Here is a 22,605-nt window from a genome sequence, read left to right on the forward strand (position 1 = left end):
TAACAAACTTTCAGCAATGGCCCGCCGCCATCAGGCCGGGCGATCCTTAAGTAGAAAATCGCGCAAGGCACGGTTGGCCATGGAGAGCGGATCACCACGCCGCCACGCCACACAGAGGTCTAGGTAGATGGGCGGGTCGAAAGGTACGCCACTCAGATCCGGCTCCTCTTCCAGCACCATCCGCAAGAAGGTGGTCACCGCAAAGCCTTGCCGCACCACCGCCTTGAGCAGAGGGATAAGATTGCTCTCGAAGGCGATATCGGGTTCAACGCCCAGGCTCTGGGCCAGCGCCTCCATATGCTCCCGGTGGTAGAAACCACGGCGAAACAGCGCCAGCTCCTGAGCGAAAAACTGAGAGAGGGTGACGGCCGATGCGCCACGCAAGGGGTGATCGTCCCCCACCACCATCAACATCTCTTCACTCAGCAGATGCGCTCCCTCGATGGCGGGGGGCAGATCACTGGTGATGAGAATGGCCAGATCGAGGGAGCCATCCACCATCCGACTGAGCAGCTCACGGGTGCCGGCCTCTTCGACCCGGATCTTGAGGCCGGGATAGCGATGCTTGAAGGCCATCAGACGAGGGGGGAAATAGTAGGAGCCCATCATATAGGGGATCCCGATCCGCACTTCCCCCCGCTCCAGCCCCTTGAGCTCGGCCATCTCGGCCTCGGCCTGATGCATCTGCAGCAACAGACGCTCGGCATGGCGACATAGCACCTCTCCCTCCGGGGTGAGCCGTACCGCCCGGTCCTGTCGATCAAACAGCCGCAATTCGAGCTGCTGCTCCAGCTTGGCGATGGCCATGCTGATGGCCGGCTGTGCCACATGCAGACTGTTGGCTGCCTTGGTAAATGAGCCGGCATCCCTGACCGCCAGCAGATAGGTGAGCTGTTTCAGATCCATGTATCAATTCATCTTATAAGATGGATAACTTAAATATATTATATTTATAACCGCAAGGACTCTACCCTGACCAAAAGTAGTCAGGACAATACGCAATGATTGAAGTTGGAAGTCGCGAGTGGATACGTGCAACCCTGGCCCTCAGCCTGGGATCTTTTCTGGTGTTTCTGAACCTCTACCAGACCCATCCCCTGTTGCCCCTGATCGCCGAGGTCTTCTCGGTCAACTCCCTCTCGGCCAGCTGGACCCTGGCAGGATGCACTGCTGGCCTCGCCGCCTCCCTGCTGATCTGCGCCAGACTGGCGGATCGCCATGGCCGTCGGCAGGTCATGCTGGGTACCCTCACCCTGGCGATCCTGCTCTCACTGTTAATCTCGCTGGTTGAGCAGTTTGGCTCCCTGCTGCTGCTGCGTATCCTGCAGGGCGCGCTGCTGGCCGGGTTACCAGCCACTGCGATTGCCTATATGGGGGAAGAGTTCAGTAAACGGGCGCTGCTCTCGGCGGTGGGGGTTTATATTGCCGCCAACTCCCTCGGTGGCATTGCCGGTCGGGTGGTCGGCGGTCTGTTGGCGGGCTGGTTTGGCGACTGGCAGCATACCTTTCTGGGGATCGGAGTGATCAGCCTGTCACTGCTGCCGCTGGTCTTCTGGCTGCTGCCCCACCAGACCCGCTTTGTGGCGAGCGCCCCCGTTCGCGGTCAATTTGCCCGCGCCTTGCAGCAACACTTGACCAATCCCTTGCTGGTAGGGGCTTACCTTATCGGCGGGCTCAACTTTATGGTGTTTCTGAACCAGTTCAGTTATCTCACCTTCCTGCTGGCAAAGCCTCCTTTCTCCTTGCCCACCCAGTGGCTCGGCATGCTGTTTCTCACCTATCTCTCGGGGACGGTGGCCTCCTCACTGAGCGGCCGCTTTGCCAACCGCTGGGGGGCACAACGCATGCTGCTGGTCGGGATCGCCCTGATGGCCCTCGGCAGTCTGTGGCTGCTGCAAGCTAGCCTGCTCGGGATCCTGAGTGGCTTGCTGGTCTCCAGCTTCGGTTTTTTCCTGGCACACGCCTGCGCCAGTGCCTGGGTGGGCCATCATGTCGAACACAACCGGGCCCTCGCCTCCTCCCTCTATCTGGTGGCCTACTATCTGGGGGCGAGTCTGGGGGGACTTTACCTGCACCCCTTCTGGGAGCATGGTGAGCTGGGCGGTCTGGTCATGGGGATTGAACTGGTCCTCATCCTGACGGCGGGCTTGAGCCTCTGGCTCGGCCGTCTCAAGCAGCGAAGCCAATCGCCACTGCCTGCCCAGCAACCCCACCGACACGGGTAACGGGCTCAGCGCAAACAGGGTCACCCACGAGCAGATAGCGCTCTCGCCACCAAGCGTCACCAGATAGCAAAAGGGGTCACACCGGTGACCCCTTTTGCTGCGTTATTCAAGAGCCTGTCAGGCTCGCACCGCATTGAGCACAGGATCACTCCTGATCGAAATAATCCGCAGGCACCGCGACCACAGCACCGGTCGCCACCTCTTCGGCGATCACCTCAGCCAGCGGGCGCAGGTGAAACTTGATCTGGCCGGAAGGCAACATCAGGCCAATATCGGGGTTGCGGGTATCCTGCATGTTGCCGGTTTTGAATGGCTGCTCGGGATAGCGCACTACCAGATCTTGCAGTGAAGCGACCACCAGCTCGATATGTTCCAGCCCAGCCTGATGGACGCGACCCGGTTTCGGTGCAGCCAGCTCGATACAGGGTACCTGTACCTCACCAGCCAACAGAGGCTGATGCAACTGATAAGTGGCGATGGGACGTCCGCCAATCATCCCCTCCACCAGCAAGGAGCCCGCCTCAGCCAGCACAGCACATAGCGCGCGGTACTCCTGCAGGGTAGCCGCCCGATAACAGAGGTGATCGACTGTTAGCTGTGAAATTGTGACGCCAGTGGCGGCCAGTTCGGCCAACAGCTGAGAAACAAATGGGGCCATTGGCCCCAGTGTGGAATCGAGTGGATGAGACATGCTTACCATTTCTTCTTGGGTTGAAACAGGACATCGAGCTCGTCGGCTTCCTTGTCCTTGATGTTTTGCAGATCCTGCGCGCTATTTTGCTGCTGCAGCTCTTCAAGCTCCTTGAGCCCCTGACGCATATCTTCTTCACGGGCCAGCAGATAGGGATCCTTGTCGCCCACGCTCGCCATGGCCGACAGACCCTTGGTATAGAGCTGGCGGCAAGTACCATATTGGCCCTGAATGCGGGCATCCATCGCCCGCTTGACCAGATTGGAGATGTTGATCTTGAGCTGCATCAGCTCGAGGCGGCGCTCTTCCTGGGCAAATCCCTGAGGGTCAATCTTGCCCTTGTTGTGCTCGACTCGCAGCACGGCCCGCATCTTCTTGACCAGCTGCAGCATCTGGATCGCCTGACGATCGGACTCCGGGGTCTTGAACTGACCCTCATCCTGCACGCTGTAGTTCTCCTGCACATTCTTGATCTGGGTCTGTACATCAACGATGCGCTGCTTGATCTGATTGTTCGGCATCACCTGGGCGATGGCGCGATAGGCATCGAGGATCCGGTGCTGCAACAGCAACACCATGTTCTTGGAGAAAGGCACCAGATTGACGTTCAGCAACACCTCTTCGGTCTCGTCAGCCACCGTCTTGTGTCTGGCAACGGCGTGACGCTTGTCCGCCTCTGCCTTCTGCTTATATTGCTGCACCACGTTATAGGCGATAACCAAAAACAGGAGTGCGCCAATAGACAGCAATACCAAAGTTAAAATCATAGGATGTCCAAACCCCTGTTCCTATCCAATTGCGTGATCCTACAACAGCTTACCCACTTAAGGTAGCCTGCAGATCCCCCCTTGCCCACGATTTGTCACCAAGCTGTGCCCCCGGTCTCAGGGAGAGATTGCAGGATCAGGGGATGATGACCATGACGGTCACCTCCCCATAGTATCGCCCATCAGAGCCATTACTTGAGGTTAAAGCCCCGCGATTGCAGGAATCCCAGCATGAAAGGGCGGGACTCCTTGCCCAGAATGGCGCGGATCTGGCCGCTCCAGGTCTGCTGTTTGTTGTTGCTGCTGCGAGCCTGATAGTAGTCCGCGATTTGCTGATCGTACCGGGCCAGCAGGTCGCGATCCAGCTCGTGCTGGTAGCGCTCCTGATGCACCACCAATCCCCTGGGCAGACGGGGTTTCTGTTCCGGCTGCTGGGCAGGATGACCAAGGCAGAGGCCAAACAGCGGGATCACCTGATGGGGCAAGCCGAGCAGTTCGCTCACCTCGGCCGGATGGTTGCGAATGCCGCCGATATAGACCCCGCCCAGCCCCAGCGACTACGCCGCCAGCAAGGCGTTTTGCGCCATCAGGGCGCCGTCGATGGCTCCGATCAGCAACTGCTCCGCATAGCCGGTCTGGGCCTCGGGCACGATCTGGGTGTGGCGGTGGTAATAGGCGCAGAACACCAGAAACTCGGCCGCCTGCACCACATAGGGTTGATTGCCCGCCAGCATTGCCAACTGCTGACGCGCCTCGGGCTCGCAGACTCGCACAATACTGGTCACCTGCAAAAAGCTCGAGGTTGAGGCGGACTGGGCGGCGGCGAGAATGACATCCAGCTGCTGCGGGGCGATCGGCTCGGCAGTGAACTGACGAATGGAGCGATGGGAAAGGATAAGATCGATGGTCTGATTCATGGCACCTCCAAAATGAGGTAACACCATAGCGAAAAAAACGAGGGAGCCCAAGACTCCCTCGCACACCCAGCTTAAGGGGCCGGATAGACGTAAGGGGCTTGCAAGCCGAGCGGGAAGCCGAGCGCCCAGTAGAGCAGCAGGAAAATCGTCCAGCTCACCAGGAAGGCAAGCGAGTAGGGCAGCATCATGGAGACCAGGGTACCGATCCCGGTGCTCTTCACATACTGCTGGCAATAGACCACCACCAGCGGGAAGAAGACCATCAGCGGGGTGATGATATTGGAAGCAGAATCACCGACCCGATAGGCCGCCTGGGTCAGCTCGGGGGAGATCCCCACCGCCATCAACATGGGCACCAGGATCGGGCTGATCAGCGCCCACTTGGCGGAGGCCGAGCCGACTACCAGATTGACGGTGGCGGTGAGCAGGATCATCCCGACGATGGTCACTTCACCGGGCAGCGCCAGCGCATGGAGCACTTCGGCACCGGAGAGGGCCAGCAGGGTGCCCAGGTTGGAGTCGCCAAACGCCTTGATAAAGAGCGCGCAGAAGAAGGCCATCACCATGTAGGAGCCCATCTTGTTCATGGTGGCCGACATTGCATCGATCACATCCTTGCCACTCTTGAAGCTGCCTGCGACAAAGCCGTAGACAATCCCGGGCAGGATAAAGAGCAGGAAAATGAGCGGCACTATGGACTTCATCACCGGTGCGGCGAAGGTGGTCAGGGAGCCATCGGCAGCACGCAGCGGTGAATCGCTCGGGGAGAGCGCCAGCGCCAGCAGCACGATAGCCGCCAGCATGGCAAACCCGGCCCAGTTGAAGGCCCGGCTCTCTTGCGCGCTGTAGCGCCCCATCTCGTCGGCACTCTCCAGATCCTCGTTGAGCGCCACATGCTTGAGGCGCGGCTCCACCACCTTTTCGGTGACGAACCAGCCGACGCAGATGATCAGCAACGAAGAGGCACCGGTAAAGATAATGTTGCACAGGGTGTTGACCATGTAGTCAGGATCGAGCAACTGAGCGGCGGACTGGGTAAAACCCTGCAGCAGCGCATCCCCGCCGGAGGGCAGGAAGTTGGCGGCAAAACCGCCGGAGACACCGGCAAAGGCAGCGGCGATCCCCGCCAGCGGATGGCGTCCGGCAGCGTGGAAGATGATGCCACCGATGGGGATCACCAGCACATAACCCGCATCTGCGGCGGTGTGGCTGACGATCGCCACCAGGATCAGCATGGGAGTGAGAAAACGGGCAGGCGTCACTTTCAGCAACTTTTTCAGACCGGTATTGATAAAACCGGACTGCTCGGCCACCCCGACCCCGAGCATGGCCACCAGCACGATCCCGAGCGGGGCAAAGCCGGTAAAGGTGGTCACCATGGTGGAGAGAAACTCGGCCAGACCGGCACCGGTCAGCAGGTTGTTGACCACTACCGCCTCCCCGGTACGGGGATTGACCAGATCAAACTGGAATTGTGACAACACCCAGGAGCCGACCCAGACGATCAGCAAGGCGTAGAGGAACAGCATGGCGGGGTCGGGTAATTTGTTCCCGGCTTTCTCGACGCCATTGAGGAAACGGTTCAGCCAACCTTTGGGAGGGCTGGCCGGACGGTCATTGACAGCAGCATGACTCATTATTGCGATACTCCTTTCCCTAGAAACGAGGTCGCATGCTAGCAATTCCTGCCAATCCGTCTCATGACTGATCGCAAAAGAATGATTAATTTTGATTAAATATTGCGGAATAAAATCCCAAGTTGTGGCCTAACGCACACTTGTTACTCTGCCATCACGGCATCTAGCAGTGGATAACGCCCGACCTGGCACTCCACCACAAAACCGCTCGCCTCGACTTGCGCCACTGTCAGCGGCTTGCTGAACAGATATCCCTGGAACACATGGCACCCCTGGGTCTGCAGGGCGGCCAGCTCGTGAGGCTCCTCCACCCCTTCCGCCATGATCCCCAACCCCAGATTGGTGGCCATGGCCGCAGTCGCCCGGATCACTGGCAAGTTGAGACCGACCACGAAGGAGCGATCCAGCTTGATGTTGTTGATCGGCAACCGGTTGAGATAGGCCAGCGAGGAGTAGCCGGTACCGAAATCATCGATGGCAATCTTGATCCCCTGCTCGCTCAAATCATCGAGAATGCCGAGGCACCCCTTCATATCGAGCATCAGCACGGTTTCGGTCAGCTCCAGCGTCAACAGGGAGGCATCCACCCCGTGCAGCTCCAGCTGCTGGCGAACTTGCCCGGGCAGCGCCGACGAGAGCTGGAAACCGGAGAGGTTGACGGAGACCGGCACCCGCTGATGGAAGCGCTTCTGCCAGCTGGCGACCTGTGCCAGCGCGGTGGAGAGCACCCAGCTGCCGATCTCGCGGATCAGCCCCATCTCTTCGGCCAGCGGGATAAATTCCACCGGCGAGACATGGCCGAGCACCGGGTTGTACCAGCGCAGCAGCGCCTCGTAACCGATCAGACGCCGTTTGGCGGCATCGACCTGCGGCTGGTAACAGAGGCTCAGCTCCTGGCGGCCGATGGCCTTGGCCAGAAACTGTTTGAGATTGAGCTTGCGCTGCAGGGTCTGCTGCATGCTGGGGGTGAAACGCTGCCAGCGCAGCCGCCCCATCTGCTTGGCCTGATACATGGCCATGTCGGCACGGGTGATGAGGTTGTCCCCGTCATCCGCATCATCGGGATAGATGGCGATACCGATACTGCCGCCGATGGTCACCTCCGGCAGCCCGCTCAGTTGCAGCGGCTTGGTCATCTGGGAGAGCATCTGATCGGCCACCTCTTGCGCCCGATCCCCCTGATTGCCCAGCGGCACCAGTGCGGTGAATTCATCGCCACCGAGGCGAGCCAGCTCCACATCCCGCGGGCAAATCTGTTTGAGGCGACCGGCGACCCGCTCCAGCAGGCGATCTCCCGCCTTGTGGCCGTAGTTGTCGTTGACCAGCTTGAAGTTGTCCAGATCCATGAACACCAGCGCGAAACGCTCCCCCAGCCCGCAATAGGCCTCAAGGGATTTCATCAAGCCATACCGATTGAGCAGGCCGGTCAGGGAGTCGTGCCAGGCGAGGTGGCGATGCTCCAGCTCTTCGAGTTTGCGATCGGTAATATCCCGCATGGTGAGCAGAATGCGGGCCCCCTGCTGGATATAGCGGAACTGATACTGGAACCAGCGCATCCCCTTGAGGGTACGGCACTCCCCCTCGGTCACCACTTCATCGAGACGGGAGAGCTTCTGGTAGAAGCTGTCATCATTGCCGGAGAAAACCTGGGAGAGCTTGGCGATCTGGTGGCCGAAACACATTTCGAAGTGATAGTTGCCACTCTCGAACACACCATGGCTATCGAACAGGCAGGCAAGGGTATCGCCGGTTGCCAGCGAGGACTCCTGATAGAGGGTATCGGAGTCGAGCACCGCTTCGGTCATCATCATCAGCCGGCCAGCCAGTTGAATACCGGAGAGGCGCAGATAGATCTGCTTCTTGACCCCCTTTGGGGAGAGGGTCCACCACTCGTTGTAACTGCGCCCCTGCTGAAAATCACCCAGATAGCGCTGTAGCAGCAGATCGATGGCGGTTGCCATATCGGCAGAGAAGTCGCGGGAGCAGAGTTCGTCGAGAGACGTCGCCTCCCACACGGAGAGCGCGGCGCTGTTTGCCCAGAAAATATGGTGATGCTCGATGTCATAAACCCAGATCGGGGTATGCAGAACATCCATCGTCTTCAGTAACCGTTCGTCAAGCGTATTCATCTGGTCAAGGTCATTCATGCTGGATGGTCACTGGTTAACCGGAAAACAGATCTGGCAAACCGCTAGCTGCAGAATGCAAGGTGCAAATACCTCTCGGCCATTATCCCTTTTCACATAGCCAAGAGCGGACAAAACTATTTCAGATATCAACAACAGGGCAGCCTGCACGGCAATACTACAAAGGACTCAGCCAAGGACCCTGTTAATCCAAGCAAATCAGATAGTCGATTTTTAACTTTTTTCCCCAGTAAAAACAAGCACTAAGAGCTATCCACTCGAGACCTTGAAAGCGCAATTGCATATTTGCTGCGATAAATTTGTTATTAACATTTAAATCAATGGTGGAAATAGTCATCACTCTCTGTCACAAAGCTTCCATTAATTAACCAAGCGGATGGATAAACAGCCAAAAAAACGCCAAAACGGACAAAAATAGTTCACTAAGGCGGAATTGATATACCCCAAATTCATTTTTCAACAGGCAATGAGCAAAACCCGAATATATGATCTGCATCACATTGGCTGTAGATGGCAAACCACCCTAGCTGAGTACGCAGAGCAACCCGGCGCCCTTCCATCAGGTTGCAATATCGGCCTTCGCCTGCGGTTATAGCGGAACAAATCAGGGAATATGGCAAACATCACTGCCACAGTACCATTTGGCATCGTGCCGAAATAATCACCAGCTCGGGGAAACTGAGATGACGGGCGGGTGGATAACTGGTATCAACAGAAATCGAATCCAGATCAATTAAACGCTGAATTACCCTTGCCAACCCGGAACGCTCTTTTTATGGTTGCCCCCTTGTTACACCCAGAACAGCGTTTATGAAGCACATCGAAGAGTTCTACCTGTTCGTCAAGGTGGTGCAAGAGGGAGGATTCTCCCACGCTGCAGCCGCACTGGGCATGCCAACAGGCACCATCAGTCGACGCATTTCCCAGCTGGAAGAGCAACTGGGTTGCTCCCTGCTACATCGCTCTACCCGCAAGCTCCGCCTTACCGATGATGGCCTCAGATACTACGAACGTCTCTGCACGCCACTCGCACAAATCGAGCAGGCCACCAGCGAGATCCAGGGTCAAGAGGCCGACATCACCGGGCTTATCCGGATAGCTGCGCCGATCGCACTCTCCAACACCATCCTCATCGATATGCTGGCCGAATTCGGGCTGCACTATCCCGAGGTACAGTTCGATATCACCCAGACCAATGATCACCAGCACCTGTTCGACAATGATCGGGATCTGGTGTTCTTCAACGGTGAGCTGCCCCAGTCGCTGCCCAATGCGATCTGTCTCGGTCATATCGAGTACGGCCTGTTTGCCTCACCACTCTATTTGACCAAGAAGGGCACTCCCTCCCATCCCAACCAGCTGGAAGAGCATGATCTCATCTACTGCTGGCCTCACCAGCACTGGCAGCTGACCGACAAGGATGGCCAGAGCGTCTGCATCAAACGCAGCGCCAAACTGACCGTCAACCAGACCCAGGCCGCGGTACGTGCAGCCCGGCGTCATCTGGGGATCGTCAATGCCCCGCTGCACTATCTGAGCAGCTTCCTCCATGACGAGCAGCTGGTGCCGGTACTGACCGACTGGCAAACCGGCAATCGCCCCTTCTACATGTTGTGTTGCCAGCACCAGTTCGCTCCGTTGCGTGTTAAGATGTTCGTTGAATTTGTTGAAAAATACTCAGCACGCTATCGCAATCGGCAGTGGGACAACCAATTTTCACAAGGTGATAGCCTCACCCATTGCATCTGACCGTTAGCGGGCCACACTTATAGCATCCCTTGCCAACAGAGCCTGCCTAACGCCATGAATGTATTGATATGTGATGACTCCGGGTTCGCCCGCAAACAGCTGGCGCGGGCGCTCCCGGCCGACTGGAAAGTCGATTTGCACTACGCAGCCAATGGTCTCGAAGGGATCGAACAGGTGCTGATGGGTCATGGCGATCTCATCTTCCTCGATCTGACCATGCCGGAGATGGACGGTTACGGCGTGCTGGAGACCCTCCAACGGGAGGGTCTACGCAACAAGGTGATCGTGGTCTCCGGGGATATCCAACCAGAGGCCTATCAACGGGTCATGGGGCTGGGGGCGCTCGATTTCATCAAGAAACCCGCCGCCCCAGAAACCCTGCTCGCCCTGCTCAAAAAGCATGATTTCTGGAGTGCCGCCCCGAGCGGTCAACCAAGCGCCCCCGAGCAGCTGACAAGCGGCGTGGTAGCCGATGCTGGCGTCAAGATCACCCCCGAAATCCGCGATGTCTATCAGGAGCTGGCCAACGTCTCCATGGGTCAGGCAGCCGACTTGCTGGCTCGTCTGCTCAACGCCTTCGTGGTACTGCCTATCCCCAACGTCAACGTGCTGGAAGTATCAGAGTTGCATATGGCCCTCTCGGCCGCTGCGGATTCAGATACCCTCTCCGCCGTCTGTCAGGGGTTTATCGGAGCGGGGATCGCCGGTGAAGCGCTGATCCTGTTCCATGACTCCAGCTTCAAAGATTTGGCCAAGCTGATGAACCATCAGGGGACGCTGGATCGCACCGCCGAACTGGAGCTGTTGATGGATACCGCCAACGTGCTGATCGGCGCCTTCCTGCGCGGCTACGCCAACCAGCTCGACACCCCCTTCAGTCAGGGCCACCCGGTGGTGCTCGGCCAACACAGACCCATCAACGAGCTGATCAACACCAACAAGAGCCGCTGGCGCCGCACGCTCGCCATCGAGATCAACTACCGGATCCAGGATTACGCGGTGCAGTGTGATCTGCTGCTGCTGTTTACCGAAGATTCCATCGCCACCATGAACAACAAAATCATGCACATGCTCTAGGAGTGACTATGGAAATCCGTGAATTTCATTGGTTGATGAACATAGTCCAGAACCTGGACGTAGGCCTGGTAGTGCTCGACAAGGAGTACAAGGTACAGGTGTGGAACGGCTTTATGGAGAGCCACAGCGGCCGACTGGCCAGTGACGTGCGCGATGGCGTACTGTTCGAGCTCTTCCCCGATGTGGACAGAGCCTGGTTCGAACGCAAGGCCAACATGGTCTTCAAACTCAACAACCGCGCCTTCAGCACCTGGGAGCAGAAGCCCTATCTGCTGCGTTTCTCCAACTACCGCCCCATTACCGGCTCGGCCCCCCACATGTTCCAGAACCTGACCCTGGTGCCACTGGCCGATTTCGGCGGTCAGGTGACCCACATCGCGGTGATGATCTACGATGCCACCGATGAGGCCATGCTGATGAGCGGCCAGCGGCAGGCTTGAGCTTGCAGCAAATAACAGAGGGCGCCGCAGCGCCCTCTGTTATTTCGGTATGAACAGGTCTTGGTATAACCTCTACCTGACCAGCCGTCTCAACGGGCTCCGAGATACTCGGTGAAGGCGTCGATCACCTCTTCAATATCGTCATCGTTGATTTGCAGATGGGTCACCAGCCGCAGCTCGCCGTAACCGGAGAAGAGGATCCCCCGCTCCTTCATAAAAGCGAGCAGAGGGGCCGATTCTCCCTCATGCAGCCGCAGGAACACCATGTTGCTCTGCACCAGCGAGAGGTCGAGCTCGATGCCCGGCAGTGCCGCCAACCCTTCGGCCAGCCGTTTGGCACGGCGGTGATCATCGGCCAGACGGGTCACATGCTGCTCGAGGGCAAACAGACCGGCTTGCGCCAGAATCCCCGCCTGACGCATGCCACCCCCCAGCATCTTGCGTAGGCGGCGCGCACGGGCGATGAAATCGTGGCTGCCCACCAGCAGCGAACCCACCGGTGCCCCCAACCCCTTGGAGAGACAAATCGAGATACTGTCAAACGGTGCAGCGATCACCCCGACCGGGGTCTCGCTGGCCACGGCGGCGTTAAAGAGCCGGGCGCCATCGAGATGAAGCTTCAAGCCGCGCTCGGCAACGAATGCCCCCATCTCCTGCAGATAGGAGAGCGGCAGCACCTTGCCGTTGTGGGTGTTCTCAAGGCAGATCAAGCGAGTCTGGACGAAGTGGGCATCATCAGGGGCCAGCGCAGCCTTGATATCATCGAATGCCAGCGTGCCATCGCGCTGCATCGGCAAGGGTTGCAGGGCTACGGAGCCCAGCACGGCACTCCCCTGCGCTTCATAGCGATAGATGTGAGCGGCGTTGCCGAGGATGGCCCCCTCACCGCGCTGACAGTGGCTCATCACCGCCAACAGATTGGACATGGTGCCGGACGGCACAAACAGCGCCGCCTGTTTGCCCAGCAATCTGGCCCCAAAGGCCTCCAGCGCGTTGACGCCCGGATCTTCACCATAGACATCGTCACCGACTTCGGCGTGGAGCATGGCTTGACGCATGGCGTCAGTAGGCTGGGTGACGGTGTCACTTCGTAAATCGATATAGCGCATGAGATCCCTCCTGAAACAGGAGAGTGACGTTAGCTATGCGCCCCTCGCTTGGCAAGGGGCGCATGAGCAGAATGTGAAGCCAATAGACGTCCATAGAACCCGCAGGCGGGATTTACCAAGGCAGCGGCTGACCGTTGAGATCCAGTAGCTGACCCGATTGGGTCAACGATAACCCCTTGATGAGATTGAGCAGTTTCACCGCCACCTCGGCAGGCTCCTGCAATTGCTCCGCAGGCAACTCGCTCAGAAAGGGGGTGTTCATCGGGGAGTCCATCAAGCCGGGCGCCACCGCCACCACCCCCGCTTGCGAGAAACGTTGCGCCCACTCGAGAGCCAGCGTTTTCACCCCCATGTCGAGGGCCGCCTTGCTCATCCGGTAGCTGTAACGTCCCCCCTCCAGATTGGAGGTGATGGAGCCCGCCAGATCGGAGATGGCACAGAGCCACAGCGGATGGTCATTGCCCATCAACCGACTGAAACGGGCAGCCAGCGCCAGTGTTGGCCAGGCATTGGCCAGCAGGCTGTCGCACAGCCACTTGGGGTGCACCTCTTCGACCCGCCGCTCTGGCATAAAGCTGACATCGTGCAACAGGCCGATGGTGTTGATCACCACAGTGGGAAGCGGATCGGTGTCGTAGAGGGTAAACAGGGCGTCGAACGAGATGGCGTCCACCTCTTGCAGCGGGAAGAAAGCCCCCATCTCGATCCCTTTTGGATAGGTTCGCCCGGCAAGAAGGAAGGACTCCCCCCTTGCCATCAGCTCTCTTGCCAGCGCCGAGCCCAGCGCACCACTTCCGAGGATCAAGTAGCTCATCGCCCATTCCATGGAGAGTTCTCTTGCTTAGAGCGTATCAGAATAATCAACCGGCCGTGACACGACCAAAGGGTAATATGCCCCTCATCACGCTTCCCCCAGATGGCGACCAAACTCCCGCGCCAGCGCCAAGTCGAGAAAACCGTCCGCTGTCTTGTGGGTGCGCAAAAACTGGTAATAGGCAAGCAGGGTGACCAGTGCCTCCTCATCGGGCAGCCCCACCCCGGGTTGCTGCTCGCCCAGCAGTAGCTGCGCCGCTGCCAGCGCCTCCCTGTCTACCACTTCCGCCTGACGGTAGAGATAACCGCAGCCGGTTGCCAGCCACTCCAGCGAGCAGTTGGCCCCCATGGCGATCTGGTTGGCCCGCGCCAGGCCAGGCTCGGCTCCCTTCAAATATTTGCGGATCAGCGCTTCACTGAGCCCCACCTTGCGGGCAAACGCGCTCACGCTCATCTCCCCGATCAGGCTCTGCAAGCGCTCGGCAAATCCTTCCATCCAACTCTCTCTCCTACTCTGCGATCAGAACCAAAGTTCGAATCATGCCATTGCCCATTATTGCTTTGCCAGCCACATGAGGCCAAGATGCCCGCAGTCATCTATGTTGCACATCGTTTTCGCATCGTGTTTTTCAAGGAGTCAACCATGTCTGTATCCCGTGTCGCCCTGCATCCGCAAGGCCCCACCTTCTCTCGCCTCATCATGGGTTACTGGCGCCTGATGGAGTGGCAGCTCTCTCCGGCCGCTCTGCTCGATCGGATGAAATATCATCTGGATCTGGGGGTCACCACCATCGATCACGCCGATATCTATGGTGGCTACCAGTGCGAAGAGGCCTTTGGTCACGCCCTGCGCCTCGAGCCTTCCCTGCGCAGCCGGATGGAGATCGTCACCAAGTGCGGTATCGCCCTCACCGCCAAGCCGGAGCATGCTCTCAACCACTACAACACCGGCAAGGACCATATCATCGCCAGCGCCGAGGCCTCGCTGCGCAAGCTCGGCACCGACCATCTGGACCTGCTGCTGATCCACCGCCCGGATCCCCTGATGAACGCAGATGAAGTGGCCGACGCCTTTATCACCCTGAAACAGGCGGGCAAGATCAAGCACGCCGGGGTATCCAACTTCACCGCCCGTCAGTTCGAGCTACTGCAATCGCGCCTCCCCTTCCCGCTGGTCACTAACCAGCTGGAAATCTCGCCGCTTCATCAGGAAGGGACCCTCGATGGTACCCTGGATCAGTGCCAGCAGCTTGGCATCAAGCCGATGGCCTGGTCATGTCTTGGCGGCGGCCGACTGTTCAGCGATGACGCCTATGCCCCGCTGCGTGCCGAACTGGAGCAGATCCGTCAGGAAGTGGGCGCCCAGACTATCGAGCAGGTGGTCTACGCCTGGGTAATGATGCTGCCAAGCCAGCCGCTGCCATTGATTGGCTCCGGCAAACGGGAGCGGATTGCTGCCGCCGTGGCCGCCGAATCCATCGTCCTCAATCGCCAGCAGTGGTTCCGCATCCGCAAGGCGGCGCTCGGTTACGACGTCCCCTGATCACAGCAAAACATCCAGAAACAAAAACGGCATGGGGGAAACCCATGCCGTTTTTTTATTGCCGAGGCACCTTAGCGGTGGCGCTGTTGCGGGCGACCACGGGGAGCATCTGTCTTCGGTTTGGCCTGGTTGACGGTGATGGTACGGCCACCGACCTCAGTGCCATGCAGACCAGCGATGGCCTTTTCGGCATCACCATTGACCGGCATTTCAATAAAACCAAACCCCTTTGACTGGCCGGTATCGCGGTCGATGATGATATCAACCTTGTCGACCTGTCCAAACTGGCTGAACAGGGTTTTCAGTTCGTCGGCCGTCATCCGGTACGACAGATTTCCTACGTAAATCTTCATGCCATCCACTCTCGATTCAAGGTGCCTTCTCTATGCAATTCCCAGCATAACGGTAAGGGCACAACCCCTATGCCGGACCTGCCATGGCTTCATGCCGTGGCCTTCTCCACACTATCGTCAAGTGATTGATCTCTTGGGTTAACAGTGCAGACAAGATCAATTCGAGTCACTGGCAGTATCTGAGCTTTGCCGGGAATTGTCGAGAAAATAGTCGACTCAGGCCGATTGCAGATCTGACAACCGTTGCGCCAGCATCCGGCGACCGTGCCAGGCCCGTTTAAAGCCGAAGCGATAGACCGACGGGCTCACCAGATGCAGCTCCCCCGCCTTGAGATCCAGCAAGGCCATGGCCGCCGCCAGCTCCTCTTCACTCAGTTGCAGATCGAGGCTGAAGTCGAGCCACTGGCCGTCGTGGCCCACTCGCCGCTCTCGTTCGAGCGCCACCAGCTGGCTGCGGGGCAGCGCCAGCGCCTCATCCTTGTTGCCATTGAGCAAATAGATATGCTGTTCATCCCACCCCAGCTCCGCCAGGCGCCAGGGCTGCCAGCTGCGGGGCAGCGACACCATGATCCCGGTGATGCCACCAAAGACCAGGCCCACCCAGTTGAGCAGCGCCATGGCGCCCCAGCCATCCCACAAGGAGGCCGCCACCACGCCCCAACTCACCAGCAACAGCAGAAAAATGACGCAGCGATAGCGAACCGCTGGCGGCATCAACAGCTGCACCTGGGAACCGGCAAGCAAGGATGTAATACGCATGAAAAGCTCCTGTCATCACGAAATGGCGCCATTGTGAATAGCCATCAGGATGCTGACAAGGGGGTTTTCTTTGTCATCCCCCTATAAAATCAATACCATGGCGTAAATGATTCTCAGTGGGACCCGCTTCTTGACCAGCTCGCAACCCTGTGTGCGCTTTTGTGGCGTCGACAAATTCTATGGCGACTTTCAGGCTCTTCATCACATCGATCTCACCATTGAACGGGGAGAGAAGTGGGTCATCTGTGGCCCGTCAGGCTCGGGAAAATCGACCCTGATCCGCACCATCAACGGGCTGGAGGAGATCGACGGCGGCCAGCTGTTCCTGTTTGGCGAGCCGGTAACCCCCGCCTACTTGCGTCGCCTGCAAGGTCGGGTCGGCATGGTGTTTCAGCAGTTCAACCTCTTCCCCCATATGACGGTGCTGGAGAACCTGATGGTGGCGCCGGTGCATACCCTGGGGTTGCGCCCTCAGGAGGCCAAAGCCCGGGCGCTCGGGCTGCTCGAGCGGGTGCGCATTCAGGCACAGGCCGACAAGTACCCACACCAGCTCTCCGGCGGCCAGCAGCAGCGGGTCGCCATCGCCCGCTCCCTCTGCATGCAACCCGAGCTGATGCTGTTTGACGAGCCCACCTCCGCCCTCGACCCCGAGATGATCCGCGAAGTGCTCGATGTGATCCGCGAGCTGGCTGACGAGGGGATGACCCTGATCTGCGTTACCCACGAGATGGGCTTTGCCCGTCAGGTGGCGGATCGGGTGCTCTTTATGGATGAAGGGAAGATTATCGAGTCTGCCCCGCCCGCCCAGCTGTTCAACGCCCCCCGGCACCCGCGCACCCGGGCCTTCCTCGAACAGGTGCTCAGCTATCATGGCTAGGCTCAATCGTCCCCGCCTGCTTGGCTGGTTGTCAGGCACTGTGATGCTCTCTGCGCTACTGGGCTGGGCGCTCTATAGCGGCGCTCGCCAGATGGGCTATGAGTGGCAGTGGCCGCGGGTGTTGCCCTTTCTCGGCGAGTGGGATGAGGGGACCTTTTATGCCGGCCCCCTGCTAAACGGCCTGCTGGTCACTTTGCAGGTGGCGCTGCTCAGCCTGTTGGGCACTCTGGCGGTCGGGGTGTGCGTGGTCAGCCTGCGGCTGCTTCCCTCCAGGCTCGGCCCCTGGCTCGCCATCGCCTATCTGGCGCTGGTGCGCACCACGCCCCAGTTGGTGCAGCTCTATATTCTCTATTTCTTGCTGGGCCCCATGCTGGGATTGGCCCCCCTTGCCTGCGCCGTGTTGAGCCTCTCCCTCTATCAGGGGGCCTTCACCGCCGAAGTGCTGCGTGCAGGTGTACAGGCCATTCCCAAAGGACAGTGGGAGGCAGCTCAGTCGCTTGGCTTGTCGCGAACCATCACCCTGCGCAAGGTGATCCTGCCCCAGCTGGTGCGCATCACCTTGCCGCCGCTGACCAACGAGCTGGTCTCCCTTATCAAACATTCGGCGCTGGTGAGTGTGATCGCCATCTTCGATCTGACCAACGAAGGGCGTACTCTGGTTGCCGATACGTTTCTGACCTTTGAGGTGTGGTTTACCGTAGCTGCCCTCTATTTGCTGTTAACCCTGACGCTGTCAGCCTGTTCGCGGGCGCTGGCCCGTCACCTGAATCCGGATCAACAAGGACGCTAACCATGAATCTGTCATTCAAGACCACCCTGTCGGGCGCTGCCCTGCTGCTGGCAAGCCTGCTCACTCCGGCACTGGCACAAACTGCCCCCTCCGACACCCAGGCGCAGATCGAGCAGAGCGGTACCCTGCGGGTCGGCATGTCCACCTTCGCCCCCTGGGCGATGCGCGACAAGCAAGGGGCGCTGATCGGTTTCGAGATTGACGTGGCCCGTCGCCTCGCCACAGATAACGGCTGGCAGGTAGAGTTCGTGCCTACCGCCTGGGATGGCATCATCCCCTCCCTGTTGGCGAAAAAATATGACGTCATCATCGGCGGCCTCACCATCACCCCCGAGCGGGAGAAGAGCGTGCGCTTCACCCAGGCCTACTCCCATTCGGGGGTGCAGCTGGCCGCCTCCAGCACCCTGGCCAAAGAGAAGAAAACCGTGGCGGACTTCAACCAGCGCGGGGTGATCCTGGCGGTACGTCGTGGTGCCTCACCGGTACAGGTGGCAAAAGAACACTTCCCCAAGGCCACCCTGCGCCAGTTTGATGACGAGTCACAGGTATTTCAGGAGGTGCTGAACGGCCGCGCCCACGGCGCCCTCTCCTCTTCCCCGAAACCCGAGCAAGAGGCGCTGCGCCACCCGGATGCCCTCTTTATGCCGTTTGCCGAGCCGTTGGCACAAGGCGATGAAGGCTTTGCCCTGCGCAAGGGGGATGATGCCCTGGCTGAACAGTTCAACGAGTGGATCGCCGCCCGTCAGGCCGATGGCTGGCTCAAGGCGCGCCATGACTACTGGTTCAAGTCGCTGGCGTGGGAAGCGCAGGTCGCCAATCCCTGATGCTGATGGCCCTCAAACAGACCATCCGGCGCATCGTCCGGAAGCCATGTCGGAACATCAACTGGCTGGATGGGGCGATCGCCCTGATCCTGCTGCTGGCTGGCCTCTGGCTGGCCAGCCGCTTGCACATCGGGGTAGCCTATCAGTGGCGCTGGCATGAGGCCTTCGATCTGCTGTTCACCCCTGGCCCTCACGGCGAGTTGCCCTACTTTTTCAGCGGTCTGCTCACCACCTTGCGCATCGCCCTGCTCGGCATGGTACTGGCGCTGCTGCTCGGTACTGCGCTGGGGGTAGCCGCCTTCAGCCGCCGCCCCTGGCTGGTGATGCCAGCGACCCTGTTTATCCAGCTGATCCGCAATCTGCCGCCGCTGGTCTTTATCTTCATCTTCTACTTCTTTATCGCCAACCAGCTGCTGCCTGCGAGCGGCCTCTCCCGCTGGCTCGGCACCGTATCACTCTCCCCGTGGCAAGAGGCGCTGTTTGGCCCACCTGCCCGCTGGGAGAACCTCATCTCAGGCACCCTCTGCGTTGGCATGATCAGCGCAGCCTTCGTCGCCGAGATCGTCCGCGCCGGGCTGGCCGCCATCCCCCGTGGCCAGTGGGAGGCGGCGCAGAGCCTCGGGCTCTCCCCCTGGGTGCGGCTGCGCCATGTGATCCTGCCGCAGGCCATGCTGCTGATGCTCCCCCCCCTCACCGGCCAGCTCATTGCGCTGGTGAAAGATACCGCCATCGTTTCCCTTATCTCGGTGCAGGAGCTCACCTTCGTCGGCACCGAGATGGCCAACTCCAGCGGACTGGTCTACGAGATCTGGCTGCTGGTGGCCGCGGCCTATTTATTTATATGTTTGAGTCTGTTCGTATTGCTGAGCCGACTCGAAGCAAGACAAGGAGCACGCACATGCTGACGTCCCTGTTGCTGGCGACTGTATTGCAAGCGGAAGCCATCGGCGGTTATGCCGCCGGTTGCCTGAAAAACGGCGTATCCCTGCCCCTTGAAGGGCCGGGTTATCAGGTGATCCGCACCAAACGGCTGCGCTACTACGGCCACCCCGACCTCATCCACTATCTGCAAGCGCTGGCCAACCAGACCCGCATGGCCGGGCTGCCGGATCTCTATATCGCCGATCTGGCGATGGCCCGTGGCGGCCCCTTTACCTCCGGCCATCGCAGCCACCAGACTGGCCTTGATGCCGATATCTGGTTTCGCATGGCCAACCGCCCCATCAGCAAGTGGGAGCAGGATGCCCCCAAGGAGTGGGCACTGATCGACGAACCCAGCTACAAGATGTTACCGGGTCGCTTTGGCCCCCAGCAGCTCACCCTGCTGCGGCTTGCGGCCAGCAAACCCGAAGTGGCCCGCATCTTCGTCAATCCGGTGATCAAATCCGCGGTCTGCCAACAGGCTGGTAACGAACCCTGGGTCGCCAAGCTACGCCCCTGGGTGGGCCACTTCAGCCACTTCCACGTGCGGCTGCGCTGCCCGGTGGACAGCCCCGATTGTGAACCCCAGGCTCCCATTCCGCCCGGCAATGGCTGTGGGGAAGAGCTGGCATCCTGGCTAAAAGACAAGCCCCAGCTGCCCAAGGTATCCGGCATCAACAAGCGACCTGAGCTACCTGCGCGTTGTGGCAACTGACCCCAAGCTGGTATGGTGGTGCACTCTTGGTCGTGCACCATCCATGGCGCACTATCGACTCGAAATACCAAAGGAGAACAACAAGATGGCCACATCACTCTGGCGCAGAACCACGCAGAGCCTGTTGACCCTGACCCTGCTGCTCGGCCTGACCGGCTGCGGCATGAACAACATTCCGACCCTGGATGAGCAGGTTAAAGCAAGCTGGGGGCAGGTGGAGAACCAGTATCAGCGCCGCGCCGATCTCATTCCCAATCTGGTGGCAACCGTCAAGGGCTACGCCAGCCATGAGCAGGAGACCCTAAAGGCGGTCACCGATGCCCGTGCCCGGGTCGGCAGCGTACAGGTGAGCGATCCTGCCCAGCTCAAGGAGTTTGAAGCGGCGCAGAACCAGCTCTCCAGCGCCCTCTCCCGCCTGATGGTGGTGGTAGAACGCTACCCCGAGCTGAAAGCGGATCAGCAGTTCCTTGCCCTGCAGGCACAGCTGGAAGGAACCGAGAACCGCATCTCGGTGGCTCGCCGCGACTATATCGAGGCGGTGCGCCAGTTCAATACCGAGATCCGCACTTTCCCCGGCGTTATCTGGTCCAAGCTGCTCTACTCGGATCTGGAGGCCAAACCCAGTTTCAGTGCCAAACCCGGTGCCGATGAGGCGCCCAAGGTCAGCTTCCAATGAAGATGATGCTGCGCTGGTTTCTTCCCTGTCTGCTGCTCTGGGCCACTGCCCTGCAAGCGGCACCCGACTTCCCGACGCTGAGCGGACGGGTGGTGGATGAAGCCAGTCTGATGTCCCGCAAACAGGCCCATCAACTGACCCAACAGCTGGCCGCCTTTGAAAAGCGCAGCGGCATCCAGCTGGTGGTGGTCTCTGTCGACAGCCTCGATGGGGAGACCATCGAGGAGTACGGCTACCAGCTCGGTCGCCACTGGGGGATCGGCCAGAAAGGCAAAAACAATGGCGTGTTGTTGCTGATCGCCCAGGATGAGCGCAAGGTGCGGATCGAGGTGGGATATGGGCTGGAAGGCGCCCTGCCCGACGCCATCGCCGCCAACATCATCCATGGCCGCATCCTGCCCGCCTTCAAGCGCGGCGATATGGTGGCCGGGATCATGACGGGCAGCCAGAGCATTATGAAGGCACTCGCCGGAGAATATCAGCCGGTCGAGCAGCCAAAGAGTGACAACGGTGGCGGCCCCTGGCTGTTTATTCTGGTGGTGATTGCGATGATCGTGCTCCACAACCTGCGCGGGGGTGGTGGCGGTGGGCCGGGAGGACGACGTCGGTCGACCTACATGGCCGGTGGATTGGGTGCCGGCTCCTTTGGTGGTCGCTCTGGCGGCGGATTCAGCGGTGGCGGCGGCAGTTTTGGCGGCGGCGGAGCCTCCGGTGGCTGGTAACAGGAGTAAAGAGACAAATCATGATTTCTAAACAGTTCTTCCACACGCTTCAGGCCAAGGTGCGCGAAGCGGAGCTAGAGACTGATGCTGAACTGGTCACCGTGCTGGCCCCGGCCAGCGATGGCTATCGCTACATTCCCACCCTCTGGGCGGCGCTGCTGGCGATGCTCACGCCGCTGCTGGTGTTCCAGCTCGGCTTCTGGCTCGGCTGGTACGAAATCCTGCTGGTGCAGTGGTCGGTCTGGCTGCTGCTGAGCCTGCTGTTCCACTGGACCCCCATCAAGATGCGGCTCATCCCGAAGAAGGTTCGCCAGCACCGGGCTGCGCTGATGGCTCGCCTGCAATTTGTCGAGCAGGGGCTGCACCGCACCCGCGACCGGCTCGGGGTGCTGATCTTCGTCTCGGCCGCCGAGCACTATGTAGAAATACTGGTGGATGACGGCATCGCCCAGCATATCGACAACGGCCAGTGGCAGGAGATCATCGACGACTTCGTGGCGCGAGTGCGCAACAAGGAGATCGAACAAGGTTTTCTGGAGTGCGTTGAGCGCGTTAGCGCCATTCTGACCGATGCCTTCCCGGCCACCCGGGATCAAAACGAGCTGCCGGACAGCCTGATCATCCTCGACAAGCCCTGATCCGGTTTAAAAAACCGGCATTCTGCGCAAGGGTTAAGCATTCGGAAAAGATTATGAAAAATAAGGGGAAAAGAGGTTGACCCACACAGCCCTTTCCCCTAAATTACGCCCCGTTCCAGCGCAACAGCGCAGCGAACGAAAATTTGGTGAGGTGTCCGAGTGGCTGAAGGAGCACGCCTGGAAAGTGTGTATACGGCAACGTATCGAGGGTTCGA

At 59.4% G+C, this 22,605-nt stretch carries 23 protein-coding genes and 1 pseudogene; 13 read left to right on the top strand and 11 right to left on the bottom strand.

The features are described 5' to 3' along the window. Positions 1-30: 30 nt before the first annotated feature. On the bottom strand, positions 31-906 hold the full coding sequence (locus OKC31_RS19940; RefSeq protein ID WP_019444700.1) for a LysR family transcriptional regulator: 876 nt from the start codon (positions 904-906) through the stop codon (positions 31-33). A 95-nt stretch (positions 907-1,001) separates the two neighbouring features. Between OKC31_RS19940 and OKC31_RS19945 the strand changes: the two genes are divergently transcribed. Continuing rightward, positions 1,002-2,225, top strand: a complete 1,224-nt coding sequence (locus tag OKC31_RS19945) for an MFS transporter (RefSeq protein WP_270657482.1) — start codon at positions 1,002-1,004, stop codon at positions 2,223-2,225. 145 nt (positions 2,226-2,370) lie between these two features. Here the strand turns inward: OKC31_RS19945 and OKC31_RS19950 are convergent, their stop codons facing one another. From OKC31_RS19950 to OKC31_RS19970, 5 genes and pseudogenes are all read right to left on the bottom strand, one after another. After that, entirely contained in the window at positions 2,371-2,925 is a 555-nt protein-coding gene (locus OKC31_RS19950; RefSeq protein WP_270657483.1) for a VOC family protein, read from the bottom strand. Next, a complete protein-coding gene (locus tag OKC31_RS19955; RefSeq protein ID WP_005337161.1) occupies positions 2,919-3,683 on the bottom strand; it encodes a hypothetical protein in 765 nt (254 codons plus the stop codon). Before OKC31_RS19955 ends, OKC31_RS19950 begins: the two co-directional genes overlap by 7 nt. Positions 3,684-3,874: 191 nt before the next feature. Beyond that, positions 3,875-4,600 (bottom strand): annotated as a pseudogene (gene nfsA / locus OKC31_RS19960) (oxygen-insensitive NADPH nitroreductase). Positions 4,601-4,671: 71 nt separating this feature from the next. Next, positions 4,672-6,237: an AbgT family transporter gene (locus OKC31_RS19965; protein ID WP_040069319.1), complete on the bottom strand. Its 1,566-nt coding sequence runs from the start codon at positions 6,235-6,237 to the stop codon at positions 4,672-4,674. A gap of 143 nt (positions 6,238-6,380) precedes the next feature. Then, positions 6,381-8,333: a putative bifunctional diguanylate cyclase/phosphodiesterase gene (locus OKC31_RS19970; protein ID WP_013723827.1), complete on the bottom strand. Its 1,953-nt coding sequence runs from the start codon at positions 8,331-8,333 to the stop codon at positions 6,381-6,383. Between the two features lie 861 nt (positions 8,334-9,194). On the opposite strand from OKC31_RS19970, the gene OKC31_RS19975 reads away from it, so the two are divergent. Genes OKC31_RS19975 through OKC31_RS19985 form a run of 3 tightly spaced genes read left to right on the top strand, consistent with a single transcriptional unit; the run spans position 9,195 to position 11,650 of the window. Then, positions 9,195-10,133: a LysR family transcriptional regulator gene (locus OKC31_RS19975; protein ID WP_005337171.1), complete on the top strand. Its 939-nt coding sequence runs from the start codon at positions 9,195-9,197 to the stop codon at positions 10,131-10,133. A gap of 54 nt (positions 10,134-10,187) precedes the next feature. Next, positions 10,188-11,210 carry a response regulator gene (locus tag OKC31_RS19980; protein ID WP_111901339.1) on the top strand — a complete coding sequence of 341 codons (1,023 nt, stop codon included), beginning with the start codon at positions 10,188-10,190 and terminating at the stop codon, positions 11,208-11,210. 8 nt (positions 11,211-11,218) lie between these two features. Beyond that, on the top strand, positions 11,219-11,650 hold the full coding sequence (locus OKC31_RS19985; RefSeq protein WP_005337175.1) for a PAS domain-containing protein: 432 nt from the start codon (positions 11,219-11,221) through the stop codon (positions 11,648-11,650). 89 nt (positions 11,651-11,739) lie between these two features. Here OKC31_RS19985 and ltaE read toward each other — a convergent pair whose 3' ends face one another. The 3 genes from ltaE to OKC31_RS20000 all read right to left on the bottom strand — a co-directional run bounded on the left by ltaE (position 11,740) and on the right by OKC31_RS20000 (position 14,068). Continuing rightward, the gene (gene ltaE, locus OKC31_RS19990; RefSeq protein WP_144713573.1) at positions 11,740-12,759 is read right to left on the bottom strand and encodes a low-specificity L-threonine aldolase; all 1,020 of its coding nucleotides are present in this window, start codon (positions 12,757-12,759) and stop codon (positions 11,740-11,742) included. A gap of 112 nt (positions 12,760-12,871) precedes the next feature. After that, the gene (locus OKC31_RS19995; protein ID WP_129503856.1) at positions 12,872-13,573 is read right to left on the bottom strand and encodes an SDR family oxidoreductase; all 702 of its coding nucleotides are present in this window, start codon (positions 13,571-13,573) and stop codon (positions 12,872-12,874) included. An 87-nt stretch (positions 13,574-13,660) separates the two neighbouring features. Then, the gene (locus tag OKC31_RS20000; protein WP_270657485.1) at positions 13,661-14,068 is read right to left on the bottom strand and encodes a helix-turn-helix domain-containing protein; all 408 of its coding nucleotides are present in this window, start codon (positions 14,066-14,068) and stop codon (positions 13,661-13,663) included. A 147-nt stretch (positions 14,069-14,215) separates the two neighbouring features. Between OKC31_RS20000 and OKC31_RS20005 the strand changes: the two genes are divergently transcribed. After that, complete coding sequence (locus tag OKC31_RS20005; protein ID WP_270657486.1) at positions 14,216-15,115, top strand: aldo/keto reductase; 900 nt, start codon at positions 14,216-14,218, stop codon at positions 15,113-15,115. 71 nt (positions 15,116-15,186) lie between these two features. Here OKC31_RS20005 and OKC31_RS20010 read toward each other — a convergent pair whose 3' ends face one another. Together OKC31_RS20010 and OKC31_RS20015 are read right to left on the bottom strand one after the other, a co-directional pair. Continuing rightward, positions 15,187-15,468, bottom strand: coding sequence for an RNA recognition motif domain-containing protein (locus OKC31_RS20010; protein ID WP_005337180.1), 282 nt, complete (start codon positions 15,466-15,468; stop codon positions 15,187-15,189). 216 nt (positions 15,469-15,684) lie between these two features. After that, positions 15,685-16,227, bottom strand: a complete 543-nt coding sequence (locus OKC31_RS20015) for a hypothetical protein (RefSeq protein ID WP_167567443.1) — start codon at positions 16,225-16,227, stop codon at positions 15,685-15,687. Positions 16,228-16,333: 106 nt separating this feature from the next. Here OKC31_RS20015 and OKC31_RS20020 point away from each other — a divergent pair, with 106 nt between their 5' ends. The 8 genes from OKC31_RS20020 to OKC31_RS20055 all read left to right on the top strand — a co-directional run bounded on the left by OKC31_RS20020 (position 16,334) and on the right by OKC31_RS20055 (position 22,390). Next, positions 16,334-17,104, top strand: coding sequence for an amino acid ABC transporter ATP-binding protein (locus OKC31_RS20020; protein ID WP_270657488.1), 771 nt, complete (start codon positions 16,334-16,336; stop codon positions 17,102-17,104). Then, positions 17,097-17,894, top strand: a complete 798-nt coding sequence (locus tag OKC31_RS20025; protein WP_216978992.1) for an amino acid ABC transporter permease — start codon at positions 17,097-17,099, stop codon at positions 17,892-17,894. Before OKC31_RS20020 ends, OKC31_RS20025 begins: the two co-directional genes overlap by 8 nt. Positions 17,895-17,896: 2 nt before the next feature. Continuing rightward, positions 17,897-18,718 (top strand): transporter substrate-binding domain-containing protein, encoded by an 822-nt coding sequence (locus OKC31_RS20030; protein WP_058058418.1) that lies wholly within the window; start codon positions 17,897-17,899, stop codon positions 18,716-18,718. Further along, on the top strand, positions 18,718-19,623 hold the full coding sequence (locus OKC31_RS20035; RefSeq protein ID WP_019444715.1) for an amino acid ABC transporter permease: 906 nt from the start codon (positions 18,718-18,720) through the stop codon (positions 19,621-19,623). The genes OKC31_RS20030 and OKC31_RS20035 overlap by 1 nt, the downstream gene beginning before the upstream one ends. After that, positions 19,617-20,354, top strand: a complete 738-nt coding sequence (mepA, locus tag OKC31_RS20040) for a penicillin-insensitive murein endopeptidase (protein ID WP_201906586.1) — start codon at positions 19,617-19,619, stop codon at positions 20,352-20,354. The genes OKC31_RS20035 and mepA overlap by 7 nt, the downstream gene beginning before the upstream one ends. A gap of 85 nt (positions 20,355-20,439) precedes the next feature. Then, the gene (locus tag OKC31_RS20045; RefSeq protein ID WP_005346564.1) at positions 20,440-21,030 is read left to right on the top strand and encodes a LemA family protein; all 591 of its coding nucleotides are present in this window, start codon (positions 20,440-20,442) and stop codon (positions 21,028-21,030) included. Then, on the top strand, positions 21,027-21,752 hold the full coding sequence (locus OKC31_RS20050) for a TPM domain-containing protein (RefSeq protein ID WP_270657490.1): 726 nt from the start codon (positions 21,027-21,029) through the stop codon (positions 21,750-21,752). The genes OKC31_RS20045 and OKC31_RS20050 overlap by 4 nt, the downstream gene beginning before the upstream one ends. 20 nt (positions 21,753-21,772) lie before the next feature. After that, positions 21,773-22,390 carry a TPM domain-containing protein gene (locus OKC31_RS20055; RefSeq protein WP_005337196.1) on the top strand — a complete coding sequence of 206 codons (618 nt, stop codon included), beginning with the start codon at positions 21,773-21,775 and terminating at the stop codon, positions 22,388-22,390. Positions 22,391-22,605: the final 215 nt, after the last annotated feature.

This window comes from Aeromonas sp. Y293-4, from assembly GCF_027705905.1.
In the GTDB taxonomy this organism is placed as follows: Bacteria; Pseudomonadota; Gammaproteobacteria; order Enterobacterales; family Aeromonadaceae; genus Aeromonas; species Aeromonas veronii.

Excerpts from the sequence above, each read along its gene's own strand:
- OKC31_RS19995 (WP_129503856.1), bottom strand. The coding sequence starts at position 13,573 with ATGAGCTACTTGATCCTCGGAAGTGGTGCGCTGGGCTCGGCGCTGGCA.
- OKC31_RS20015 (WP_167567443.1), bottom strand. The coding sequence starts at position 16,227 with ATGCGTATTACATCCTTGCTTGCCGGTTCCCAGGTGCAGCTGTTGATG.
- OKC31_RS20030 (WP_058058418.1), top strand. The coding sequence starts at position 17,897 with ATGAATCTGTCATTCAAGACCACCCTGTCGGGCGCTGCCCTGCTGCTG.
- OKC31_RS20045 (WP_005346564.1), top strand. The coding sequence starts at position 20,440 with ATGGCCACATCACTCTGGCGCAGAACCACGCAGAGCCTGTTGACCCTG.
- OKC31_RS20055 (WP_005337196.1), top strand. The coding sequence starts at position 21,773 with ATGATTTCTAAACAGTTCTTCCACACGCTTCAGGCCAAGGTGCGCGAA.
- OKC31_RS20035 (WP_019444715.1), top strand. The coding sequence starts at position 18,718 with ATGCTGATGGCCCTCAAACAGACCATCCGGCGCATCGTCCGGAAGCCA.
- OKC31_RS19965 (WP_040069319.1), bottom strand. The coding sequence starts at position 6,237 with ATGAGTCATGCTGCTGTCAATGACCGTCCGGCCAGCCCTCCCAAAGGT.
- ltaE (WP_144713573.1), bottom strand. The coding sequence starts at position 12,759 with ATGCGCTATATCGATTTACGAAGTGACACCGTCACCCAGCCTACTGAC.
- OKC31_RS20020 (WP_270657488.1), top strand. The coding sequence starts at position 16,334 with ATGATTCTCAGTGGGACCCGCTTCTTGACCAGCTCGCAACCCTGTGTG.
- OKC31_RS19985 (WP_005337175.1), top strand. The coding sequence starts at position 11,219 with ATGGAAATCCGTGAATTTCATTGGTTGATGAACATAGTCCAGAACCTG.
- mepA (WP_201906586.1), top strand. The coding sequence starts at position 19,617 with ATGCTGACGTCCCTGTTGCTGGCGACTGTATTGCAAGCGGAAGCCATC.
- OKC31_RS20025 (WP_216978992.1), top strand. The coding sequence starts at position 17,097 with ATGGCTAGGCTCAATCGTCCCCGCCTGCTTGGCTGGTTGTCAGGCACT.
- OKC31_RS19975 (WP_005337171.1), top strand. The coding sequence starts at position 9,195 with ATGAAGCACATCGAAGAGTTCTACCTGTTCGTCAAGGTGGTGCAAGAG.
- OKC31_RS19945 (WP_270657482.1), top strand. The coding sequence starts at position 1,002 with ATGATTGAAGTTGGAAGTCGCGAGTGGATACGTGCAACCCTGGCCCTC.
- OKC31_RS19970 (WP_013723827.1), bottom strand. The coding sequence starts at position 8,333 with ATGGATGTTCTGCATACCCCGATCTGGGTTTATGACATCGAGCATCAC.
- OKC31_RS20050 (WP_270657490.1), top strand. The coding sequence starts at position 21,027 with ATGAAGATGATGCTGCGCTGGTTTCTTCCCTGTCTGCTGCTCTGGGCC.
- OKC31_RS19980 (WP_111901339.1), top strand. The coding sequence starts at position 10,188 with ATGAATGTATTGATATGTGATGACTCCGGGTTCGCCCGCAAACAGCTG.
- OKC31_RS19940 (WP_019444700.1), bottom strand. The coding sequence starts at position 906 with ATGGATCTGAAACAGCTCACCTATCTGCTGGCGGTCAGGGATGCCGGC.
- OKC31_RS19950 (WP_270657483.1), bottom strand. The coding sequence starts at position 2,925 with ATGGTAAGCATGTCTCATCCACTCGATTCCACACTGGGGCCAATGGCC.
- OKC31_RS20005 (WP_270657486.1), top strand. The coding sequence starts at position 14,216 with ATGTCTGTATCCCGTGTCGCCCTGCATCCGCAAGGCCCCACCTTCTCT.
- OKC31_RS20010 (WP_005337180.1), bottom strand. The coding sequence starts at position 15,468 with ATGAAGATTTACGTAGGAAATCTGTCGTACCGGATGACGGCCGACGAA.
- OKC31_RS19955 (WP_005337161.1), bottom strand. The coding sequence starts at position 3,683 with ATGATTTTAACTTTGGTATTGCTGTCTATTGGCGCACTCCTGTTTTTG.
- OKC31_RS20000 (WP_270657485.1), bottom strand. The coding sequence starts at position 14,068 with ATGGAAGGATTTGCCGAGCGCTTGCAGAGCCTGATCGGGGAGATGAGC.